15 protein-coding genes are annotated in these 19,949 nt (G+C 71.8%); 8 read left to right on the top strand and 7 right to left on the bottom strand.

Annotated features, from left to right (window positions below; translation table 11 throughout):
- The first annotated feature begins 20 nt into the window (after window positions 1-20).
- The 4 genes from F4553_RS42240 (at window position 21) to F4553_RS04705 (ending at window position 2,305) form a co-directional block, all read left to right on the top strand.
- Entirely contained in the window at window positions 21-251 is a 231-nt protein-coding gene (locus F4553_RS42240; RefSeq protein WP_184832510.1) for an SHOCT domain-containing protein, read from the top strand.
- 68 nt (window positions 252-319) lie between these two features.
- The gene (locus tag F4553_RS04715) at window positions 320-901 is read left to right on the top strand and encodes a hypothetical protein (RefSeq protein WP_184832508.1); all 582 of its coding nucleotides are present in this window, start codon (window positions 320-322) and stop codon (window positions 899-901) included.
- A gap of 72 nt (window positions 902-973) precedes the next feature.
- Window positions 974-1,885 carry a ParA family protein gene (locus tag F4553_RS04710; RefSeq protein ID WP_184832506.1) on the top strand — a complete coding sequence of 304 codons (912 nt, stop codon included), beginning with the start codon at window positions 974-976 and terminating at the stop codon, window positions 1,883-1,885.
- 9 nt (window positions 1,886-1,894) lie between these two features.
- Entirely contained in the window at window positions 1,895-2,305 is a 411-nt protein-coding gene (locus F4553_RS04705) for a hypothetical protein (protein ID WP_184832504.1), read from the top strand.
- A 6-nt stretch (window positions 2,306-2,311) separates the two neighbouring features.
- Here F4553_RS04705 and F4553_RS04700 read toward each other — a convergent pair whose 3' ends face one another.
- Window positions 2,312-4,429, bottom strand: coding sequence for a HelD family protein (locus F4553_RS04700; protein WP_184832502.1), 2,118 nt, complete (start codon window positions 4,427-4,429; stop codon window positions 2,312-2,314).
- Between the two features lie 34 nt (window positions 4,430-4,463).
- Window positions 4,464-5,663 carry an ArgE/DapE family deacylase gene (locus F4553_RS04695; protein ID WP_184832500.1) on the bottom strand — a complete coding sequence of 400 codons (1,200 nt, stop codon included), beginning with the start codon at window positions 5,661-5,663 and terminating at the stop codon, window positions 4,464-4,466.
- 126 nt (window positions 5,664-5,789) lie between these two features.
- Between F4553_RS04695 and F4553_RS04690 the strand changes: the two genes are divergently transcribed.
- Window positions 5,790-8,486, top strand: a complete 2,697-nt coding sequence (locus tag F4553_RS04690) for an FG-GAP-like repeat-containing protein (RefSeq protein ID WP_184832498.1) — start codon at window positions 5,790-5,792, stop codon at window positions 8,484-8,486.
- Window positions 8,487-8,533: 47 nt separating this feature from the next.
- Here the strand turns inward: F4553_RS04690 and F4553_RS04685 are convergent, their stop codons facing one another.
- The 4 genes from F4553_RS04685 to F4553_RS04670 all read right to left on the bottom strand — a co-directional run bounded on the left by F4553_RS04685 (window position 8,534) and on the right by F4553_RS04670 (window position 14,192).
- Window positions 8,534-11,350 carry a M48 family metalloprotease gene (locus tag F4553_RS04685; RefSeq protein WP_184832496.1) on the bottom strand — a complete coding sequence of 939 codons (2,817 nt, stop codon included), beginning with the start codon at window positions 11,348-11,350 and terminating at the stop codon, window positions 8,534-8,536.
- Window positions 11,337-11,873 carry a hypothetical protein gene (locus tag F4553_RS04680; protein WP_184832488.1) on the bottom strand — a complete coding sequence of 179 codons (537 nt, stop codon included), beginning with the start codon at window positions 11,871-11,873 and terminating at the stop codon, window positions 11,337-11,339. The genes F4553_RS04685 and F4553_RS04680 overlap by 14 nt, the downstream gene beginning before the upstream one ends.
- A 274-nt stretch (window positions 11,874-12,147) precedes the next feature.
- Window positions 12,148-13,353 carry an ABC transporter permease gene (locus F4553_RS04675; protein WP_221469693.1) on the bottom strand — a complete coding sequence of 402 codons (1,206 nt, stop codon included), beginning with the start codon at window positions 13,351-13,353 and terminating at the stop codon, window positions 12,148-12,150.
- Window positions 13,350-14,192, bottom strand: coding sequence for an ABC transporter ATP-binding protein (locus F4553_RS04670; protein ID WP_184833230.1), 843 nt, complete (start codon window positions 14,190-14,192; stop codon window positions 13,350-13,352). Before F4553_RS04670 ends, F4553_RS04675 begins: the two co-directional genes overlap by 4 nt.
- Before the next feature lie 204 nt (window positions 14,193-14,396).
- Between F4553_RS04670 and F4553_RS04665 the strand changes: the two genes are divergently transcribed.
- The 3 genes from F4553_RS04665 to F4553_RS04655 all read left to right on the top strand — a co-directional run bounded on the left by F4553_RS04665 (window position 14,397) and on the right by F4553_RS04655 (window position 16,998).
- Window positions 14,397-15,197 (top strand): alpha/beta hydrolase, encoded by an 801-nt coding sequence (locus tag F4553_RS04665; RefSeq protein ID WP_184832486.1) that lies wholly within the window; start codon window positions 14,397-14,399, stop codon window positions 15,195-15,197.
- Between the two features lie 52 nt (window positions 15,198-15,249).
- A complete protein-coding gene (locus F4553_RS04660) occupies window positions 15,250-16,098 on the top strand; it encodes an alpha/beta fold hydrolase (RefSeq protein ID WP_184832484.1) in 849 nt (282 codons plus the stop codon).
- Between the two features lie 111 nt (window positions 16,099-16,209).
- Window positions 16,210-16,998: an oxidoreductase gene (locus tag F4553_RS04655; RefSeq protein WP_184832482.1), complete on the top strand. Its 789-nt coding sequence runs from the start codon at window positions 16,210-16,212 to the stop codon at window positions 16,996-16,998.
- A gap of 52 nt (window positions 16,999-17,050) precedes the next feature.
- Here the strand turns inward: F4553_RS04655 and F4553_RS04650 are convergent, their stop codons facing one another.
- Window positions 17,051-19,918, bottom strand: a complete 2,868-nt coding sequence (locus tag F4553_RS04650) for an AfsR/SARP family transcriptional regulator (protein WP_221469692.1) — start codon at window positions 19,916-19,918, stop codon at window positions 17,051-17,053.
- Between the last annotated feature and the right edge of the window lie 31 nt (window positions 19,919-19,949).

The raw sequence follows: 19,949 nt of genomic DNA, 5'->3' as shown, positions 1-19,949 counted from the left end.
CGCTCCTATGATCTCGCGTTGTGGAAGCCATCCTCCCCGTCGTGATCGTGCTGGTCATCGTCGCGATCGTGCTCGGCAACATCCGCGATTCGAGTCTCGCGAAGAAGGTCGGCCGCGAGGTCGGGGCGCAGAAGGAGAGCGACGATCCGGTGGTGCTGCTGGAGAAGCTGCACCAGCTCCGGATGAGCGGTGCGCTCACAGACGAGGAGTACCGGGCGCAGAAGGAGCGGATCCTCCGCAACGACCGATGACCGAGCGGGAACCGCCCGGGCGCCGCAGGCGTCGGAGGGTGGACATCTGATCGGTGAAGGGACCTCTCATGCGCGCCGTGCTCTCCGTGTTCGCCGCCGTCGTCCTCGCCGCGACGGGAGCCGGTTGTGCTCGCGTGACGGCCGTGGGCAACGCTGCGGAGCCGCCCGCCGCCGCCGGTGACTGGCCGGCCGGGGCGAAGGAGGCGGAGGTCTACGCGCAGGTCCTGCGCCGCTACCTGTCGGCTCCCGGCGAGAACTCCTTCCCGGCGGGCTCCATCGCCGCGGTCTACGTCCTGGACCGGGCCGTTCCCGGTGCGGCGGACCCGGTCGCGCCCAAGACCGGTGGCGAGCCGATCGCCGAGTCCACGCAACGCGAGGTCGTCGCTGCGCTGGCCGACCTCCACGTGATCAGGTTCATCGCCGACCGCGCCACGGTGATCGTGAAGAAGGACGGCTGTGAGCAGGTCAAGGACGGCGGGATCCTGGTGAACCTCGGCCCGGTCGACGGCGATGACAACGACGTGACGGTCGGCGTCTACGGCTATGTGGCCTGCCTCGGCGCGACGTGGCTGACCTACACCGTGCACAACGACTCCGGCGCGGGCGGCTGGCGGGTCACCGGCACGACCGGCCCGATGGCGATCTCCTGACCGCCGCCGTGGGGGCTGTAGCCGCCGGTTGGGGGAGGCGCCGACCCCACGGTTCGTGACAGGCTGGTCGCCGTGAGTGTTGTCTCGGTCCTCAACTACAAGGGTGGCGTGGGTAAGACGACCGTCACCGCCAACCTCGGCGCGGATCTCGCCCATCGAGGATGGAAAGTGCTGCTGATCGATCTGGACCCGCAGTCCAGCCTGACGTTCTCGTTCTACTCGCCGGACGAGTGGGCCGCGGATCTGGCGCCCGCGCGGACGATCATGCATTGGTACGACTCCTTCAGCTACTCCTATTCGGTGAAGGAGCTGTCGCCGTTCATCACGACGCCGCCTGCCGTCAACGAGAGGTTGCGCGGGCGTGGTGGCCGCCTCGATCTGATCGCATCGGACCTGCGCCTGGTCGACGTCGACATGGATCTGGCGGCGGTCGTCGGCGGGGCGCGGCACCAGGCGATGCACCCTGACTACCTACGCCTGCACCGGCTCCTCACGGACGCGTTCTCTGAGCAGGCGTTCCGCGACTACGACATCACGCTGATCGACTGCCCGCCGAACTTCAACCTGATCACCCGGACCGCAGTGGTGGCGAGCGACTACGTGCTCATCCCCGCGAAGGCGGACTACCTTTCGACTCTGGGTATCGACTACTTGCGCCGTCGGCTGTCGAAGCTGGTCGAGGAGTTCAACGGTGTGGTCGGCCCGGACGGGGCCAGGGCGATCAACCCGGTGATCCTGGGCGTGGTCTTCACGATGATCCAGTACGCGGGTCCGGGGATCATGACGAAGCTGCGGCAGTTCATCGACCAGGCCGGTGCGACCGAGGTGCCGGTGTTCCAGAGCATGTTGCGGGAGAGCAAGAGTGTCTTCGCCGACTCCGGCGAGCACGGCGTCCCAGCGGTCCTCGGCGCGCAGACGAACGAGAACGTTCACTACGATCTGCAGCAGCTCACCAATGAGTTCATCGCCAAGATCAGGGTATGAGGAGCGGACATGACCGAGCCGGTCGACCGGACGTACGACATGCTGCAGCGGATCGGGGAGTTCCTCAAGAAGCTCACCCCCGAGAAGTACGAGGCGCTGCTCAGCGGCGAGGCCAAGTTGGAGGTCCTGCCGAAGGGCGCCCGCATCACCGGAGCCGCCCCCGCGAAGGCGGCGGCGCCGGTCGAGCTGCCGGTGCCGGCGAACCTGATCGCCGCCGACCTGGCGAAGTTCACCGACCGCGCCTCCGCGGTCCAGTACCTGAAGGACCTCAAGCTCTCCAAGCCGCAGACGGTGCTTCTCGCCAAGGAGCTCGGCGTCGCGTTCAAGGCGAGCGCGACGGCGGCCGCGGTGCAGGGACTGGTGGTGGACTACACCGTCGGCAGCCGGCTGCGCAGCGACGCGATCCTCAACAGCAGGTAGGGCGGTTTACTCCTGGAGCAGTCGGCGCAGCTCGGCGAGGACGTCGTCGTGCTGCGCCGGCGGCACCTGGGCGCGGATGCGCAGCGCGATCGCCGCGGCCACCTTCTCGATGAGCGCCGGGTCGAACGGCGTCTCGGTCTCCGGCTCGGTGCCGGGCGTCACCGGGCGCAGCGGCAGCGGATCGCCGACGCACACGATGTCGAGGTAGCCGACCGTCCGGGTCAATGCGACGTAGAGCAGACGGTGTCCGCGCTCGTCGTCGGCGACGATCTCCTCGGGCTCGACCACGATGACGGCGTCGAACTCCAGCCCTTTCGCCTCGTGCGGACTGACCAGGTTGATGGCCCGGCCGAGTTCGCCGCGGTCGGCGCTGCTCCAGACCACCCCGTTGGCGGCGAGCGCCGTCTCGACCTCGACGCGGCTCTCCCCGGTGCAGATGATCCCGACGAAGCGGAACTCCTCGCTGTGCGCGAGGGCGAGCGAGACCGCCCGGCCCGCGCGTTCGTCGGGGTCGACACGGTGGATGCCGGGCAGCGCCGGGCCGTCGCGGACGACGACGGGCGGCGTGACGCCGGGGGCGGCGATCGGCAGGAGCTGGGCCGCGAACTCGTAGAGCTGGCGCGGCACCCGGTAGCCGTAGCGCAGGCTCTGCACCGAGGCGGGCAGCGTCTCGGGGAGGCTGGCGAGCACGTCGTCCCAGGCGTCACGGGCCCAGACCCCGGTGGACTGCGCGATGTCGCCGACGACCGTGAGCGATCCGGTCGACGAGCGTCGCGCGATGGACCGCAGCTGCATCGGGGAGAGGTCCTGCGCCTCGTCGACGACGATGTGGGCGAAGCGTTCGGGCTGCCCGTTGATGAGGAAGGCGGCCTCGTCGAGCAGCGGCAGGTCGTCGCGGCTCCAGACCTCCTCGGAGAGGCGGTCGGCGGAGCGGCGGCGCAGCAGCATGATCTCCTCGGCCGAGTAGTCGTCACCGGCGGCGGCGAGGAGGCGGTCGCGGGAGCCGAAGAGGCTGCTGAGCAACGATTGCGGTGTGAGCTGCGGCCAGAGGCGCTCGACGAGGTTGTCCAGGCTGGGGTTGCCACCGGTCAGGTGCCCGCCCCGTTCCTCGACCAGCCGAATGATCAGGTCGCGGAGCCGGGCGCGCCGCTGCGCGTACGGGCCGGGGGTGTTCTTGCAGGACACGACGGCCTGCGCGACATCGGCGCCGGGCAGGGTGAGGAAGCTGCTGCCGATCTGGAGCCGTTCGGCCGATTCGGGGGAGCCGACCCGGGACCGCAGGGCGCGGGCGAGGACCGTGGCCATCCCGGCGTCGCCCTTGATCCGGGCGACGGCCAGTGCTTCCGGGCGTCCCCGCCGGACATCGGGCGCGAGCAGGCTGATGTCGCGCTGGAGCACCTCCTGCTCGCCGAGGGCGGGCAGGACGGTCCGGATGTAGTGCGTGAACGTGGGGTTCGGGCCCACGACCAGGATGTCGGCGGCCCGCAGCCGGTCGGGGTGGTTGTAGAGCAGCCAGGTGACCCGGTGCAGCGCGATCGCGGTCTTGCCGGTGCCCGGGCCGCCCTCGATGACGAGGACCTGGTCCAGCGGTGCCCGGATCAGGTCATATTGCGCGGCCTGGATCGTGGCGACGATGGAGCGCAGGTGCCCGGTGCGGCTGCGGCTCAGCTCGCGCAGCAGGCTGCCGTCGGGGCCGTCGCCGTCCAGGGCGACCTGGGAGAAGAGCACGTCGACGAAGTCGTCGATGGTGTTGCCGGTGCACTCGAAGGTGCGTTTGAGGGTGACGCCGAGCGGGTCGCGGTGGCTGGCCTTGTAAAAGGGCGCGGCGGCGGGCAGCTTCCAGTTGATGACCAGGACGTTCTTCTCGTCATCGAGGATGAGGTGGCTGCCGACATACCACCGCTCGCCGTCCTCGTGGTCGAAGCGGCCGAACGCGACCTGGTCGCCGGGGGAGCCGAGCTGTGACTGCAACGCGCTCGCGTCCCGGCGGATGCCGGCGGCGGCACCTCCGTGGGCGGCGGCCCGGGTGGCCTCGTCGAGCGCGGCCCGGGACTGCTCACGCTGTTTGTGGGCCAGGTCGAAGTACGCCTGCTCCCGCGCCAATTCCCCGGCCTTGGACCCCATTGCGCCACCCTACTATCCGGGAACCCGAAGTCGATCAGCCGCAGTGGTCGGCCGCGAGCCGGACCAGCGTCGCCGTCGCCGTGACGACCTCGGAGATGCGGACGTGCTCGTTGGGCGCGTGCGCCAGGTCGATGTCGCCGGGACCATATTGGACGGTCGGGATCCCGGCCGCCGCGAGCAGCCGCAGGTCGCTGCCGTAGGGCGCGCCCCACAGCTCGGGCTGCCCGCCGGTCGCCCGGACCAGCCGCTGCACCAGCTCCGCGTCGCCGTTGCGGGCGGGCACGAACTGGCCGCCCCACCACTCGACGGTGATCGGGTGGTCGGCGAGCCATGGATCGGCGGCGCAGGCGGTGGCGACGGCCGCCTCCAGCGCCGCCTGCGCCGCGGCGGGCGACTCGTCGAGGGCGACACCGAGCCGGCCCTCGGCGACGAGCTCGCCGGGCACCGACGATGCCCAGTCCCCGGCCCGGACCATGCCGATCTCGATCGGGTAGGCGATGTCCCAGCGCCGCATCAGCGGATCCACCTCCGCGCAGCGGCGTGCCTCCAGCTCCCGCAGCGCGGCGAAGACCGGCAGGAACTTCTCGATCGCGCTGACCCCGCTGCCGCGGCGGGCCGCGTGAGCGGCGAGGCCGGGCACCCGAAGGCGGAAGGTGAGGGCCCCGGCGTTGGCGGGGACCACGGCGAGGCCGGTAGGTTCGGGGATGACGCAGGCGTCGGCCCGCCAGCCGCGTCGCAGCAGGCCGTAGGTGCCCAGGCCGCCGTCCTCCTCGCCGACGACGCAGGCGATCAGCACGTCGCCGCGCGGGCGCGCCTTGCGCAGCTCCAGGACCGCGAGCAGCGCCGAGACCAGGCCGCCCTTCATGTCGCAAGCACCTCGGCCGAAGAGCAGGTCGCCGTGGAGGGCCCCGCTGTAGGGGTCGCCGTGCCAGGCGTCCAGGTCACCGGGCGGGACCACGTCGACGTGTCCGTTGAACATGATGCTGCGCCCGCCGCCCGTTCCGGGCAGGCGGGCGACCAGGCCCCACGATTCGGTGCGCTCGGCCTCCATGCCGGGGAAGTCCGGCTCGGCGGTCAGCTCCGCCAGTGGGAGCCGCCAGTGGTCCACCTCCAGGCCGCTGTCGCGCAGAAGATCCGCCAGGTACGCCTGGATGCCGGCCTCGTCCGGCGTGCCGCCGACGCTGGGGATGCGGACCAGCTCGCGGAGAAGGTCGGCGGCCTGGATCACGGTCACACTCCACTGCTCGGCTGCCCGGGTCGGGTGGTGAGCCTAACTCGCCTGCGGTGTCACGGCGTGGAACGGGGTGGAACGCACTCGAGGTGCGGGGCAGTTCGCCTCGCACCTGAGGAAGGAGTTCCCGTGTCCTTACATCGGCCGATCCTCCAGGCCGTGATCGTGTTCCTGTCGGTGCTGACCGCAGCCTCCCTGGCCCCGGCGCCGGCGGCCTTCGCCGACGAGCCGGACCCGTTGTTCTGCATCGGCAACGCGACGGTGGGGCTGACCGTGTCGTCGTCGACGGTCGGCCCCGGCCAGAGCGTCACCGTGTCGTGGCGGGTCACGTCCGACTGCCCCGGAATCGTTCATGAGATCACCGGCCACGGCTTCGGCTACCCCGAGGCGGTCGCCAGCACCGGCAGCCGGACCGTGACGCCGTGGGGCGACAGCACCTGGACGCTGACCGCCCGCATGCAGAACACCTCGAAGACCGCCACCGCCGCCGTGACGGTGCCGCTGCCGCCCCACGACGGCAAGCCGGTCGTGCACATCTTCGCCAACGACCAGAAGCAGCTGTTCCAGCAGGCGGTGGGCGTTGCGAACGCCCGGGTCCTGATCGCCGGAGATGTCGATCTCGACCTCACCGGGCTGGCGTCGATCCGTGTGGCGCCCGGTGTGCAGATCATCGGCGACCGGACCGCCTTTCCGCGCGGCCCGCGCGTCTTCACCACCGGCTTCCCGCGCAAGCTGCTGCTGATCGGCGCGGACGGGGAGACCGCGCCGAGCGACGGAGTCCGCATCACCGGGATCCGCCTGGACGGCGGGCAGGGAACCGATCCCGCCGCGAGCGAGGTGGCGGACTCCGACGGCATCGTCGTCAGCTCCAGCCGGGAGGTGGAGATCCACGACAACGAGATCTACGGCTGGCGGGGCGCCGGGGTCGAGGTACGCGACACCGGCGGCCGGATCAGCCTCGGCGAGAACGCCTCCACCGTGCGCGTACGCGACAACTACATCCACCACAACCAGCAGTTCCACGAGAACGGCTACGGCGTGGTCGTCTCCAACGGCGCTTACGCCCTCATCGAGCGCAACGTCTTCGACAGCAACCGGCACGCCATCGCCGGTGACGGCCGACCGGGGACCGGGTTCCTCGCCTACCGCAACCTGATCCTCACCGGCGGCGGCGACAACTCCTGGTACAACCAGACGCACCAGATCGACATGCACGGGCGGGAGGACTGCTGGCTCATCGAATTCTGGTGCGGTCCGGCGGGGGAGTACCTGGACCTCCGCTACAACACCGTGCTCTACACCCGGGGGGTGGGCTTCCGCCTGCGCGGGAAGCCGTCGATCCGGGCCGACGTGGCGCACAACGTCTTCGCCGCCGAGCCGGGCGTGGATCCCCCGGCGGTCGACCAGACCGACGGCGACAACCTCCGCACGTGGGACAACACCTTCGATCTGAACACCTATGACGAGACCGGTTACTGCGACTTCGACGGCGACGGCCGGGCCGACCGGTTCCTCGCCACCGGAGCGACCTGGTGGGCGCAGTCCAGCCTCGCCGGGCGCTGGGTCTACCTCAACACCTCCACCCGGCGGCGGTCCGCCGTCACCCTCGCCGACACCAACGGCGACGGCCGGTGCGACGCGAGCGTGGACGGGATGGCCTACGGTGCCGGTCAGCTTCCCCGGCGTACCCACATGCTGGTCAGGAAGAGCGACCGGACCGCGGAGACGGTGTGGCGGGTGGGCCAGGACGGCGGGCTGGCCGGGCAGCGGACCGCGGCGTCGCTCGGCGGGCGCGAGGTGCTCGGCTCCGGCGACCTCGACGGGGACGGTGACAGCGATCTCGTGCTGCGGTCGGGGACCATGATCTCGCTGGCGTTCCTCACCGGCGACGCGTTCGTCGACAACGGCACCGTCGAGCAACAGAAATCGCTGCCCGGCGCGGTGCTCGCGGGCATCGGCGACTTCGACGCCGACGGCACCGACGACGTGCTGTGGCGGCTGTCCGATGGTGCGCTGGAGCTGTGGTTCGCCGGGCGGGAGCTGCGGCGCGGGTCGCCGGGCTGGAGCTGGCCGGGGCAGCCGGTCGAGCCGGAGTGGCAGGTCAAGGGCATCGGCGATGTCGACCGCGACGGCCACGCGGACATCGTGTGGAGCAATGCCGCCACCGGGCAGGTCTCGGCCTGGCTGATGGCGGGGGCGCAGCGCACCGGCAACACCATCTACTGGACGCAGGATCCGCAGGGGCCGTGGCGGCTCGTCGGAGTCGGCGACGTGGACGGCGACGGGTTCGCCGACCTGGTGTGGCGCTCGGCGACCACCTTCGAGCTGATCGTGTGGCTCAAGACCGGCAGCGCCCGGCCGACCTATCAGAACAACGGTGCGCTGCCGGACGCCGCGTGGGCGTTCGCGGGGCTCAGCGACGTCAACGGCGACAGCCGGGCCGACTTCGTCTGGCGGCACACCAGCGGGCAGGTCGCGGTGTGGTTCCTCAACGGCGGGCAGTTCCTCGGCGAGGCCTACCCGGCGAGCCTCGGCACCGACCAGCGGCTGGAGGCGCTGCTGCCGATGGCGCCCCGCAAACCGTTCGCGGGCAACGATCCGGGCAGCAACGCGGCACGGGTGCCCGACGTGCGGGGGATGACCCTTGCCGAGGCGCGGGACACGCTTCGGGTCGCGGGCTACGTCGTCGGCACGGTCGCGGAGCAGGTCGACGCGACCTGCAACAACCTCGGCCTGGTGGTGTCGCAGGTGCCGGGAGCCGGGGTCTATCCGCCGGGCACGGCCGTGAAAGTCTGGATCGGGTCCCGCCCACCGGTCTGCCCGTAATGCGCACCGGTGCCGGTCCGGCCGTCGAGCCGCACCGGCACCGGCCGTCATGCCACGCGCGTGTAGGTGACGTCGAAGCCGAGGCCGAACTGGCGCATCGTGTCGCCGAGGCACGTGTAAGCGTAGACGTCGTTGAAATTCCCGTTCGGTTCGACGAGTTGATCGAAACCGTGAACAGTGGTGGTTGTCAGGCCGGTGGCCTGCGAATCCGGCTCCAGGTATTCGTGGATGACGGAATAATCCGCGGAGTAGCGTTGAGTGACCGATCCGGTCTTGGCCCGCTCGACACGACGGCCGTTGACCGTGGCGGGCAGGTAACGCCGGCCGGTGAAGTCGTAGGTGACGACGCCGTCGCCGTAGGTGGCTCGGCCTCCGCTGGTCTGGAACACCACGGTCCCGAGTTGTGGCACCGGGACCGGGTTCGCCCACTCCTCCTCCTGCCAGGTGCCCACGACGCACTTCTGCGGGTCCGAGCTGTTCGCCACCGCGGCGGGTACGGGCTGCGGCAGCCACAGGCTGATGTTGAGGCTCGCCGTGGCGACGGCGGCCGCGGCGAGCGCGACCGCGACCAGGCCCGCGGCGACTGCGGTGGCCCGGCCCAGGGGTCCTTCCGCCGTGGCGGGTCGGCGTCGCCGCCTGCGGACAGCCAGCCCGATCAGGACCGCCGGCACCGCGACGATGATGCCGCGCAGGAGCTGGTTGTGGACGTAGCCGCCGAGCACATGCGGGCGGATCGGCGGGACGGCGCAGCCGAACTCTCCGGTGAGATCGATGCAGCTCGACACGGTCGAGACGAGGTACCAGCCGCAGGCGCCGATGAGCGCGACGGTGCTGACGGTCAGAGCCGCCAGCGCGGGGCGCAGCCGCGAGCTGCCGGCGGTGACCACGGCCACGGCGACGGCGGCGGCGAGCACGAAGAGTGCCGCGTGGACGTTGATCTGGACGACGTTGAACGTCCCGCTGTCCGTGATCAGCTGTGCTGGGACGTCGCCTTCAAGGCGCACCGATTCGGGCAGCAGCCGTTTTGCCAGGAAGGGCAGCACGGTGCTGACGAGGAGCGCTGCCAGCGCCGCGACGGAGCCGACCAGCATGGCCCTGCCGAAGGGGTTGCGGCCGGTCGGGATCCCGGGTTCGTCCTGCCGGGGTCCCCGCCGGCCGACCATGACGAACGGGACGAGCCACAGCGACCCCAGCGCGGGGATGAGAAGCGGGTTCTGCGCGAGGTAGAGCAACGGCAGGTAGACGACGCCGGTGGCCTTGGCCACCGCGGCGTACCAGCCGATGTCGGCTCCGGGCGACTCGATGGCGCCCCACGTGGCGGCGGAGATCGATCCGGTGTAGAAGGCCCAGTGCCAGATGGTGAAGAGCGCGGCACCGGTCACCACGGCGACGCCGCTGACGGCCCGGCGGCCGCGGGCGCCGGTGCCCGAACCTGCTGCCGCCGTCATGGCCGAGAAGAGCCATGCCGTCAGCGCGGTCATTCCCAGGAGCAGGACGAGCATCGCCGAGCCGAGAACGGCCGGCGAGAGGTAGTTGGGCCCCGTGGCGATGCTGGCGAAGAGGGTCAGAGGTATCGCCGCAGCCACCCCCGCGGTCATCGCGGCCAGCGCGCCCAGCCAGGCTCGCCGCCCGGGGCGGTGACGCGGATCGGCGGTGACCGCGCGCCAGACCGTCAGCGCCAGGTAGCCGGCGATCAGGAGACCGGCGGGCAGCGCTCCCAGCACCGAGGCGAGGTTGGCGCTGCGGGAGAGCGCGACGGAGAGGGTGTCGAAGTTCTGGGTGGCGAGGCTGGCGGTGAAGCCGACGCCGGCGAACTCCCAGGGGCTGACGCGTGCCAGGCGCGTCGGATCGTCCATGGTGGCGAGGCGGGTGGCGGGCGGCGGGTGCGTACCCACCCGGGCGGCGCGCTTCAGCCACGTGGGCGTGCTCGGCGGCGGCCAGGGCAGCGATCCGACGACGGCGCGCAGCGCCTGGCCCGACGGTTGGCGGGCGGCGAGGGCGTCCGCGTAGAGCTCCCTGGTGCGCAGGATGCCGTTGCGGGCGAGGTAGACGACGATTCCGAGGGCGAGGATCGCGACCGCGTTGCCGCCGTCGATGAGCCAGCGTTCCGCGCTGCGCTGCGGCTCCCATCGCGTCGGTGTCGAGAGGAGTCCTGGATGGACGGTGAGGGCGATGAGGAGCGTCAGGGGCACCGTCAGGAAGGTGCGCCACACCGCGATGGTGAGGTAGGTCCGGCCGACATCGCGGTTGCGGATATGGGCGAGCTCGTGGAGGACGACGGCCTGCGCGACGGGCGGGTCGACGCCGTACCGCATGATCAGACCTGCGTCGAGGCTCACCCGGTACCGCCACGGCAGTCCGAACGCCTGCGCCCCGGCGGTGCCGACGTAGGGGTCCACCATCCAGACCGGCGCCCGGTGCAGCCCCATCCCGTGGGCCAGGGCGTCGAGGTCGCGGATCAGGTCGGCGGCCTCGGCGGTGGCGAGGGGGCGCAACCGCCGCCGGCGGATGATCAGCCACGGGTGCAGCAGGTAGAGCAGCACGGCGATCAGGCACTCGACGGCGATCCCGCTGCTGATCCACGCGGTCCTGTCCTGGTAGGCGGGCTGCATGCAGGCGGTCGCCCGGCCGAGTGCCGGACCGGTCACGTTGGTCTGGAACCACAGGCTGGTGGGAACGTTCTCGATCTCGCGGTTGTAGGACTGCACGCACGGGGCGGTGGTGCCCATCACGTCCGCCTTCGCCGGGATCGACGCGTAGGCGAAGTAGAACGCGCCGATGCTCGACGCGAGGACCGCCATGACCAGCAGCAGGAACCGGGTGTCCGTACCCGACGGCACGCGGGCGGAGTCACCGCGGGCCATGGTCGCCCTTGCCCAGCACGCCCGCGCCGACGACGGCGATGGCGAGCCGTTCGGCCCGCTCCGGTGTCATCCTGGCGTGCCGGACCAGCACGGACTCCACGATCCGCGCCACCTCGGCCCACTGCGCCGGGGTGAGCACGGGCTCCGGTTCCGGCTCCGGGTCGGTCGGGGCGTCGGCTGGGGCAACGGCCGGTCGGCCGAACAGCCGCCGCAGCACCGCGGCGGAGGCGGCACCGCCGCGCAGCAGGGCGTGGCCGGTGAGGTAGCCGAGGACCTCCACGGCGGCCTCCATCAGCACCGGGACCAGCAGGACCTCCACGCCGGTGAGGCCGAACTCCAGCGGCCGCCCGCGCCGGTCCCGCCCGGCGAGCGCCCGTGCCGGGTCGGCGAGGTACGCCTCGGCCTGCTGGGGGAAGATCACCCGCGCTGCGGCCTGGTCGGTCTCGACCGCGACGACGCGCTCCAGCATCGTGCGCGCCAACTCCGTCACGAGTACGCCATCCGCCGCAGATGTTCCGCTCACTGCCCCACCATCCCTGTTCAGTCAGCCGGCAACCTGCGTCATCGTATGGACCGGACGCACGCAGATCATCATGTGAGTGGATGCGTCCGGTTCCGTAACGGCGGTGTCGGCGGCGAATGTGGACAGCCGTCAGCAGCGAGAACGCGGGGGATGGATCGGCCGGTGCGGCGACGGCTGTGACCGTTCGAGGTGACACGCGAACGCATAGCCGACCCGGAACGGGTGACGCACCCCGCCCGGGACCACTACCGGGTCCAGCCCGGCACAGAGCAGGTCAGGAAGCCGCCCGCAGCGCGTCGCGGAGCCGCACCTTGCTGCCCGTGCGCAGCACCGCGTTGCGGTAGATCCGGGCAGCGAGCCAGAGCAGCCCCACGACGAGGCCGATCGTGAGCACCACGGAGAGCGCGATCTGCCACACCGGGGCGACGCCCATCGCGATGCGCATCGGCATCAGGGTGGGGGAGAAGAAGGGGATCAGCGAGGCGATCGTCAGCATCGGGTTGTCCGGGTCGGACGGCAGGATCGAGATGCCGAGGATGTAGGGCAGGATGATCAGGAAGAGCGCGGGCGCGGTGGCACCCGCGACATCCTCCTGGCGGGAGACGAGCGCCCCCAGCGCGGCGAACATCAGCGCGTAGACGAGGAATCCGAGCAGGAACCAGACCACGGTCCAGATCGCGGCGCCGGTCGCGATCGACGCGGGGAAGTCGATGACGTCGAACGCCAGGCCGAAGCCGATACCCGCCGCCGCGACCACGATGAGCTGGCCCAATCCGACCGCACCGATGCCGACGACCTTGCCCAGCAGCAGCTGCCATGGCCGGATCGTCGTGAGCAGGGACTCGACGATGCGGTTGGCCTTCTCCTCCACGACGCCCTGCGCCACGACCTGTCCGTAGATCATCAGGGAGAGGTAGACGAGGATCCCGGCGATGATGCCGAGCACGAGCCGTTCGGTCTGGTATTCGCTGGCGGGCTCGAGCCTCGTGATCGTGACGGCGGCCGCCCGCACGGCGGCGTCGACCGCGGCGGGGTCGCCGCCGACCCGGGTGATCTCGTTGTAGAGGGCCTGCTGCTGGACCAGCACCGTGAAGGCCCGGGTGAGCTCCGACGACAGGTCCTTGCGGACGACCACCTGGAAGGCGCCCGGTGTGCCGGTGACGAAGGCGTCCAGCTCTCCGTCGCGTACCAGCTGATCGCCCTCGGCCGCGTCGACCGTCCGCGTGGTGACCGTGGTGCCGACCGCGACCGCGGCGGCCTGCAGCTGGCCCGCGACCGGTGCCGACGCGGCGGTGAAGCCGACCTCGCTGCCGGAGGAGCCGCCGCTCAGCTTCAGGGTGAGCACGAATCCGATCACCACGAGCAGCATGGCGATGGTCGTGATGCGGAACGCCTTCGAGCCGAGCCGGGTCTTGACCTCGCGCCCGGCGACGAGCCGGACGGCGCCCCAGGGGGTCACGGGCTGATGGGTGGCGCTCACGGGTGGACCTCCTGGCTGACGACATCGCGGAACAGGTCCGTCAGCGACGGCTTGCGCTCGCCGAAGGCGTGCACCGGGCCGGTGGCGAGCGCCGCCCGCAGCACCGTCTGGTCGTCGACGCCCTCCGCCAGCTCCAGGACGGTCTGGGCGCCGTCCTGGGCGATCACCCGCACCCCGGTCAGGGCGTCGGTCCAGCCCGCGGTGGCGGCGGGCGCCTCGATGGCCAGGCGGGTGGGGCCGGTGGAGCGGAGCTCGTCGACCGGGCCGACCGCGACCATCTGCCCGCTGCGGACGATGCCGACGCGGTCGCAGAGCCGCTCGACGAGGTCGAGCTGGTGGCTGGAGAAGATGACCGGGATCCCCTCGGCGGCCTTCTCCCGCAGCACGGTGCTCATCACGTCGACGGCGACCGGGTCGAGGCCGGAGAACGGCTCGTCGAGGACGAGGATGCGCGGGTCGTGCACGAGCGCCGCGGCGAGCTGGACGCGCTGCTGGTTGCCGAGACTGAGCTTCTGCACCTCGTCGTCGACGCGGCCCGCGACGCCGAGCCGCTCGGTCCAGGCGGCGACGGAGGCGCGGGCGGCGCCGGGAGACATCCCGTGCAGCCGGGCGAGGTAGGTGAGCTGCTCGCCGACCTTCATCCGCGGGTAGAGCCCGCGCTCCTCCGGCATGTAGCCGATCGTGCGCCGGATCTCCTGCGTCAGCCTGGTGCCGCCCCAGCGGACCTCGCCGGCGTCGTGGGAGAGGACGCCGAGAATGATCCGCATCGTGGTGGTCTTGCCCGCGCCGTTGCTGCCGACGAAGCCGAAGAGCTCGCCGGCCCGCACGTCGAAAGTCATCTCCCGCAGCGCGACCACGTCGCCGTAGCTCTTGGACAACCTGTCGATATCCAGCCGTTCCTCGGTCACGATCAACGACGCTATCAGCCCGGTGCGACACCGGCCCGGCAGAGGGCGGCGACAAGTTTTCGTCCACTCTTTGCCCACAGGCGGCGGCTTAGCGTGCGGACACGCCAATCGAGCGAACGAACCGGAGAGGCCATCATGACCACCGCCACGCCTGTCATCTTCATCCACGGACTCTTCCTGCACGCCACCTCCTGGGGCCCCTGGGTCGAGCTGTTCCGCGAGGCCGGCTACGAGCCGACCGCACCGGGCTGGCCCGGCGTACCCGACAGCGTCTCCGCCGCCCGGGAACATCCGGAGGAGATCGCCGACCACGGCATCGACGACGTCGTCGAGCACTACGCCAAGCTCATCGCGGAGCTCGGCGGTGCCAAGCCGATCCTGGTCGGCCACTCCTTCGGCGGCATGATCGCGCAGAAGCTGCTCGGCCAGGACCTGGCCGCGGCGGCCGTCGCGATCGACGCGGCACAGATCAAGGGCGTGCTGCCGCTGCCGCTGTCGACGCTGCGGGTGGGGCTGCCGGTGCTGCGCAACCCCGCCAACAAGCACAAGTCCGTCTCGCTGACGGCGGACCAGTTCCGGTACGCGTTCGGCAACGCGGTCTCCGAGTCCGAGTCGCTGGAGCTGTTCGAGCGGTGGGCCATCCCGGCGCCGGGCAAGCCGCTGTTCGAGGCGGCCGCCGCCAACTTCGACCCGCACTCACCGGCGAAGGTGGACACCGCCAACGAGCTACGCGGCCCGCTGCTGCTGATCATGGGCGGGCGCGACCACACCGTACCGGAGTCGATCACCCGATCCACCCTCAAGCAGTACCGGCACTCGCACGCGGTCACCGACATCCAGGAGTTCGCCGACCGCGCGCACTCGCTCACCATCGACAGCGGCTGGCGGGAGGTCGCCGACGCGACGCTCGCCTGGCTGCGGCAGCAGGGCCTCTGACCGTGCTCCACCGACACCGCCATCCCCTCACAGTCAGAGATCTGGAGCAGTCATGTTGAAGCCGTCCGCCCTCCTACCGGGTCGCCGCACCCGGCTCGCCATCACCACCGCGGCAGCCGTGGCCGCGCTGGCGGTCACCGGAGCGCTCGTCGCCGCCACGCCGGCGTCGAGTCACACGACCACGAGGCCCTCGACCCCGAAGCCGACGATCGTGCTGGTGCACGGTGCGTGGGCGGACGCGTCGAGCTGGGCGAAGGTGACCCGCCGCCTCCAGGACGACGGGTACCCGGTGCTGGCACCGCCGAACCCGCTGCGCGGGCTGAGCGGCGACGCCGCCTACCTCGCCGCGTTCCTGCAGCAGCGCACCACCGGGCCGGTCATCCTCGTCGGCCACTCCTACGGCGGGGCGGTCATCAGCAGCGCAGCGCTGACCGACCCCGACGTCAAGGCCCTCGTCTACATCAACGCGTTCGTCCCCGACCAGGGCGAGACGATCCTCGGCCTGCAGGGCGGGGGCGGCGACCCGAGCGCGCTGTTCGATTTCGTGGGCTACCCGGGTGCCCCCGCCGGTGACGCCGACCTCTACATCAAGACCGCCGTGTTCCCCGGCGCGTTCGCCGGCGACCTTCCGGCAGCCACCGCGGCGACCCTGGCCGCAGCGCAGCGGCCCATCACCTTCGGCGCACTGCAGGAGCCCGCCGCCACCGCGGCGTGGAAGACCCTGCCGAGCTGGTACCTGCTGGGCACCGACGACCACATCCTGCCGCCGTCGCTGCAGGAGACCATGGCCGAGCGCGCGCACAGCCGCATCACCAGGGTCGCCGCCTCGCACCTGTCCATGCTGTCCAAGCCCGAGGCGGTCGAGAAGATCATCATCGCCGCAGCCCGCTCGGCCCGCTGAGCACCGGGGGTCCGCCGCTCATCCGGCGGGCCCCCTCTCCGCGGAAACGCCGGTTGCGGCCGTGCGTGCCTGACACCATCGAAACCATCATCGATCATGAAGGGATCCGCCATGGATCTGCACCTGTCGGGGAAGATCGCGGTTGTCACGGGTGCGAGCAAGGGCATCGGCCTCGCCATCACCCGGGCCCTGCTCGGTGAGGGGGTGGTCGTCGTGGCCGGTGCCCGGACCGCCGGTCCGGAGCTGTCCGACCTCGCCGGTCAGGGAACCGTCCTCGCCGTCCCGGTGGACCTCGCCACCCCGGACGGGCCGGCCCGGCTGATCGCCGCCGCCGTCGCCGAGTTCGGCGGCCTGGACATCCTGGTCAACAACGTCGGGGCGGTCCGGCCGCGTACCGGCGGATTCCTGTCCGTCACCGACGAGGACTGGATCGCGGCGCTGAACCTCAACTTCCTCGCGGCCGTGCGCACCACCCGCGCCGCCCTGCCGCACCTGATCCAGCGGGGTGCCGGCAGCATCGTGACGATCAACTCGGTCAACGCGTCGCTGCCCGACCCGCTCGTCATCGACTACAGCGCGGCGAAGGCGGCCCTGGGCAGCTTCTCCAAGTCGCTGTCCAAGGAGGTCGGCCCGCGCGGGATCCGTGTCAACACGGTCAGTCCCGGGCCGGTCAGCACCGGGCTGTGGCTCGGCGACGGCGGGGTGGCGCAGACCATCGCCCGGGCCGAGGGCGGCGACCCGGACGCGATCGCCAGGCAGGCCGCGGGCGGCTCGGTCACCGGTCGGTTCACCCGCCCGGAGGAGGTCGCCGACCTGGTCCTGCTGCTCGCCAGCGACCGCAGCGCCAACGTCACCGGCGCCGACTTCGTCATCGACGGCGGCCTGATCGCCACCCTGTGACGTCGCGCCCGGCCGTCGGCAGCGGGCCGAGCCGACGGCCGGACGGGCGCGGTCAGCCGTCGAGCCGGACGCGGACCGCGGCGGCGTCGGGATGGCCGAGGTCGTCCAGGATCTCCAGGGCGGCCTGCCAGACCTTGCCCGCGAGGTCGGGAGCGCCCATGGCCTGGTGCGTGTCGCCGAGGTGGGTCAGCGCGGTGGCCTCGCCGTGGCGGTCGCCGAGCTCCCGGATCAGCTCCAGGCACTGCTGGTAGCAGTTGATCGCTTCGGCGTGCTCGCCGAGCTGGTGGTGTGCGTAGCCGAGGCTGTCCCAGGTGCTGGCCTGCCCGGACCGGTCGTCGAGCTCCTGGAACACCGCCAGGGCCTGTCGGCAGGCGGTCCGGGCCTGGCGGTCGTCGCCGAGCTGCGCGTGCAGCCAGCCGATCGCGCTGAGGGCGTTGGCCTGGCCGCGCCGGTGGTCGGCGAGCAGGAACAGGTCCAGCGCCTGGCGGGCATGGCCGAGCGCCTCCGTGTGGCGGCCCTGCCGCTCGGCGAGCATGCCGAGGTTGAGCTGGACATAGGCCTGCCCGGCCGCGTCGCCGGTCTCGCGCTGAAGATCAAGGGCGAGATCCAGATGGGTACGGGCACCGTCGAAGCGGCCCAGCCGCGTGTGCGCGTAGGCGAGGCGCCCGTGTGCGTAGGCGCGCATCGTCACCTCGCCCAGCCGCTCGGTGGCCGCGACCGCCACCAGCTGCGCCGCGATCTCGTTGTCGAACAGGCCGCGCAGCTGCTGGAAGTCCGTCAGCGTCCAGGCGAGCTGCCATGCCGCAGCGTCGAATCCGTGGGCCGCCGCGTGGTCGATGGACGCGAGGAGCACCGCGTGCTCGGTGGCGAACCAGTCGATGGCCTGCGGGTAGTCGGTCGGGGGCTGGAGGACGACCTCGGGCTGCGGCGCGGCGAGGGCGATCGGAGTCCGGACGGGGTTGAGCACCCGGTTCGCCCCGTAGGAGATGTGCAGGTAGTGATCGAGGGTCCGGCCGACGGCGGCGCGGCGCTGCTCGCCGGTCTCGTCGGTCGTCGCCAGGTCGGCGGCGTAGGTGCGCAGCAGGTCGTGCAGCGTGTACCGGCCGTGGAGGTGCTCGGTGACCAGCCCGGCCCGTTCGAGCTCGGCGAGCACCGGCTGCACTCCGCGTGCCGGGAGCGCGGCGAGGCTCGCCGCCGCGAGAGCGGAGATGTCCGGGCCGGGGTGCAGCCCCAGCAGGCGGAACAGCCGGGCTGCTGGCGGGGTCAGCGACCGGTAGGACCAGGAGAACACGGCTCGCACGTCCGTGTGCGCATCGCCGGTGGTGAGCAGGTCCAGGCGGCTGCCGGTGTCGCGCAGTTCCTCGGCGAGGGCTTCCAGGGACAGCTGCGGGCGGGTGGCGGCGTGGGCCGCGACGATCGCCAGCGCGAGCGGCAGCCGGGCGCAGTGGGTGATCATCTCCTCGACCGCTTCGGGTTCGGCGGCGACTCGGTCGGCACCGAGGCGGCGGACCAGCAGCTGCCGGGCCTCGTCGGTCGAGAGCAGGTCGAGGGTGATGGGGTGGGCGCCGTCGGAGGCGATGAGGCCGGGCAGCCGGTCCCGGCTGGTCACCAGGACGAGGCAGGTGGCGGCGCCGGGCAGCAGCGGGCGTACCTGGGCGGTGTCGCGGGCGTTGTCGAGCAGGATCAGCATTCGTCGCCCGGCCAGCGTGCTGCGGTAGAGGGCGGCCCGCGCGTCGAGGTCCGCCGGGATCCGCGCGGGCGGCACCTCGAAGGTCTCCAGGATGCGGCGGATGGCCTCGCCCGGGTCCATGACCTGCGCGTCCGGGCCGAAACCGCGCAGGTTCACGTAGAGCTGCCCGTCGGGGTAGCGGTGGGCGACGCGGTGCGCCCAGTGCACGGCCAGGGTCGTCTTGCCGATGCCGGCCATGCCGCCGATCGCGCCGATGACCACCGTCGTGGGTGCGCCTGTGTCACCGCTGTGCAGGGCCAGCGCCTCGGCCAGCTCCGATTCGCGTCCGATGAATGTGGACAGGTCGGCGGGGAGCTGGGCGGGAGCGACGGTGGCGGCGGGCTCCGGTGCCCGGGCCGGCGGGAGCTGCGGGGAGGGCGGGCGCAGCACCTCGTCGCGGGCCGCACTGAGCTCCGCACCGGGGTCCACGCCGAGCTCGTCGGCGAGCCTGCCGCGAACCGCCTGGTAGCGGTCCAGGGCCGCCGCCTGATGGCCCGACGCGGCGAGCATGAGGATGAGCCGGGCCTGCAGCGGTTCGTCCAGGGGCGCCCGGTCGGCCGCCTGCTCCACGGCCGGCAGCAGGGTCTCGATCTCGCCGGTGGCCGTCGCCAGATCGGCTGCCGCTCTCGCCGCGGCCAGGTATTCGCGCTCCACGGCCGTGAAGACGGGCTGGCAGCGTACGTCGGCGCCGATGCCGTCGGCGATCGGTCCCTGCCACAGCTCCAAGGCCTGCGCGAGCTGCGCCGCCGCGGGTCGCCCGTCCGCGATGGCGGTGCGGGCCTGCGTCATCAGCCGGCGGAACCGCAGCAGGTCGACGGTGTCCGCATCGACATCGAGCCGGTAGCCGCCGGCGGAGCGGACCACCCACCGGCCGGAGTCGCGGGCTGTCAGCTCCGGCTGGAGCGCCCGGCGCAGCAGCCCGATGCTGCGGTGCACCGCGTTGACGGCGGTGGCGGGCGGATCCTGCCCCCACACCGTGTCGACGATCTCGGCGATGCCCGCCGGCTGCCCGGCCCGCACCAGCAGCAGCGCCAGCACGGCCCGCTGCTGGGGCGCGCCCAGGTCGATCTCGGCGTCGCCGCGCCAGGCCCGTACCGGTCCGAGCACGGTGAACCACAGGGGTTCGGGGAGTGGCTGGTGCCCGGCAAGCTGTCCCGTCGACGGCATCGCCGCAGCTCGATTTCTGCTCATGGTGCTGACGCTAGGGCCTCGGACGACGCGC

It is taken from the genome of Allocatelliglobosispora scoriae (assembly GCF_014204945.1).
In the GTDB taxonomy this organism is placed as follows: Bacteria; Actinomycetota; Actinomycetes; order Mycobacteriales; family Micromonosporaceae; genus Allocatelliglobosispora; species Allocatelliglobosispora scoriae.
The sequence above is the reverse complement of the archived record's forward strand: the minus strand, read 5'-3'. Positions and strand labels throughout refer to the sequence as shown.

Bases quoted from the DNA above. Each gene is read 5' to 3' on its own strand.
- F4553_RS04670 (WP_184833230.1), bottom strand. From the start codon at position 14,192: ATGACTTTCGACGTGCGGGCCGGCGAGCTCTTCGGCTTCGTCGGCAGC.
- F4553_RS04660 (WP_184832484.1), top strand. From the start codon at position 15,250: ATGTTGAAGCCGTCCGCCCTCCTACCGGGTCGCCGCACCCGGCTCGCC.
- F4553_RS04705 (WP_184832504.1), top strand. From the start codon at position 1,895: ATGACCGAGCCGGTCGACCGGACGTACGACATGCTGCAGCGGATCGGG.
- F4553_RS04650 (WP_221469692.1), bottom strand. From the start codon at position 19,918: ATGAGCAGAAATCGAGCTGCGGCGATGCCGTCGACGGGACAGCTTGCC.
- F4553_RS04685 (WP_184832496.1), bottom strand. From the start codon at position 11,350: ATGGCCCGCGGTGACTCCGCCCGCGTGCCGTCGGGTACGGACACCCGG.
- F4553_RS04655 (WP_184832482.1), top strand. From the start codon at position 16,210: ATGGATCTGCACCTGTCGGGGAAGATCGCGGTTGTCACGGGTGCGAGC.
- F4553_RS04700 (WP_184832502.1), bottom strand. From the start codon at position 4,429: ATGGGGTCCAAGGCCGGGGAATTGGCGCGGGAGCAGGCGTACTTCGAC.
- F4553_RS04665 (WP_184832486.1), top strand. From the start codon at position 14,397: ATGACCACCGCCACGCCTGTCATCTTCATCCACGGACTCTTCCTGCAC.
- F4553_RS04715 (WP_184832508.1), top strand. From the start codon at position 320: ATGCGCGCCGTGCTCTCCGTGTTCGCCGCCGTCGTCCTCGCCGCGACG.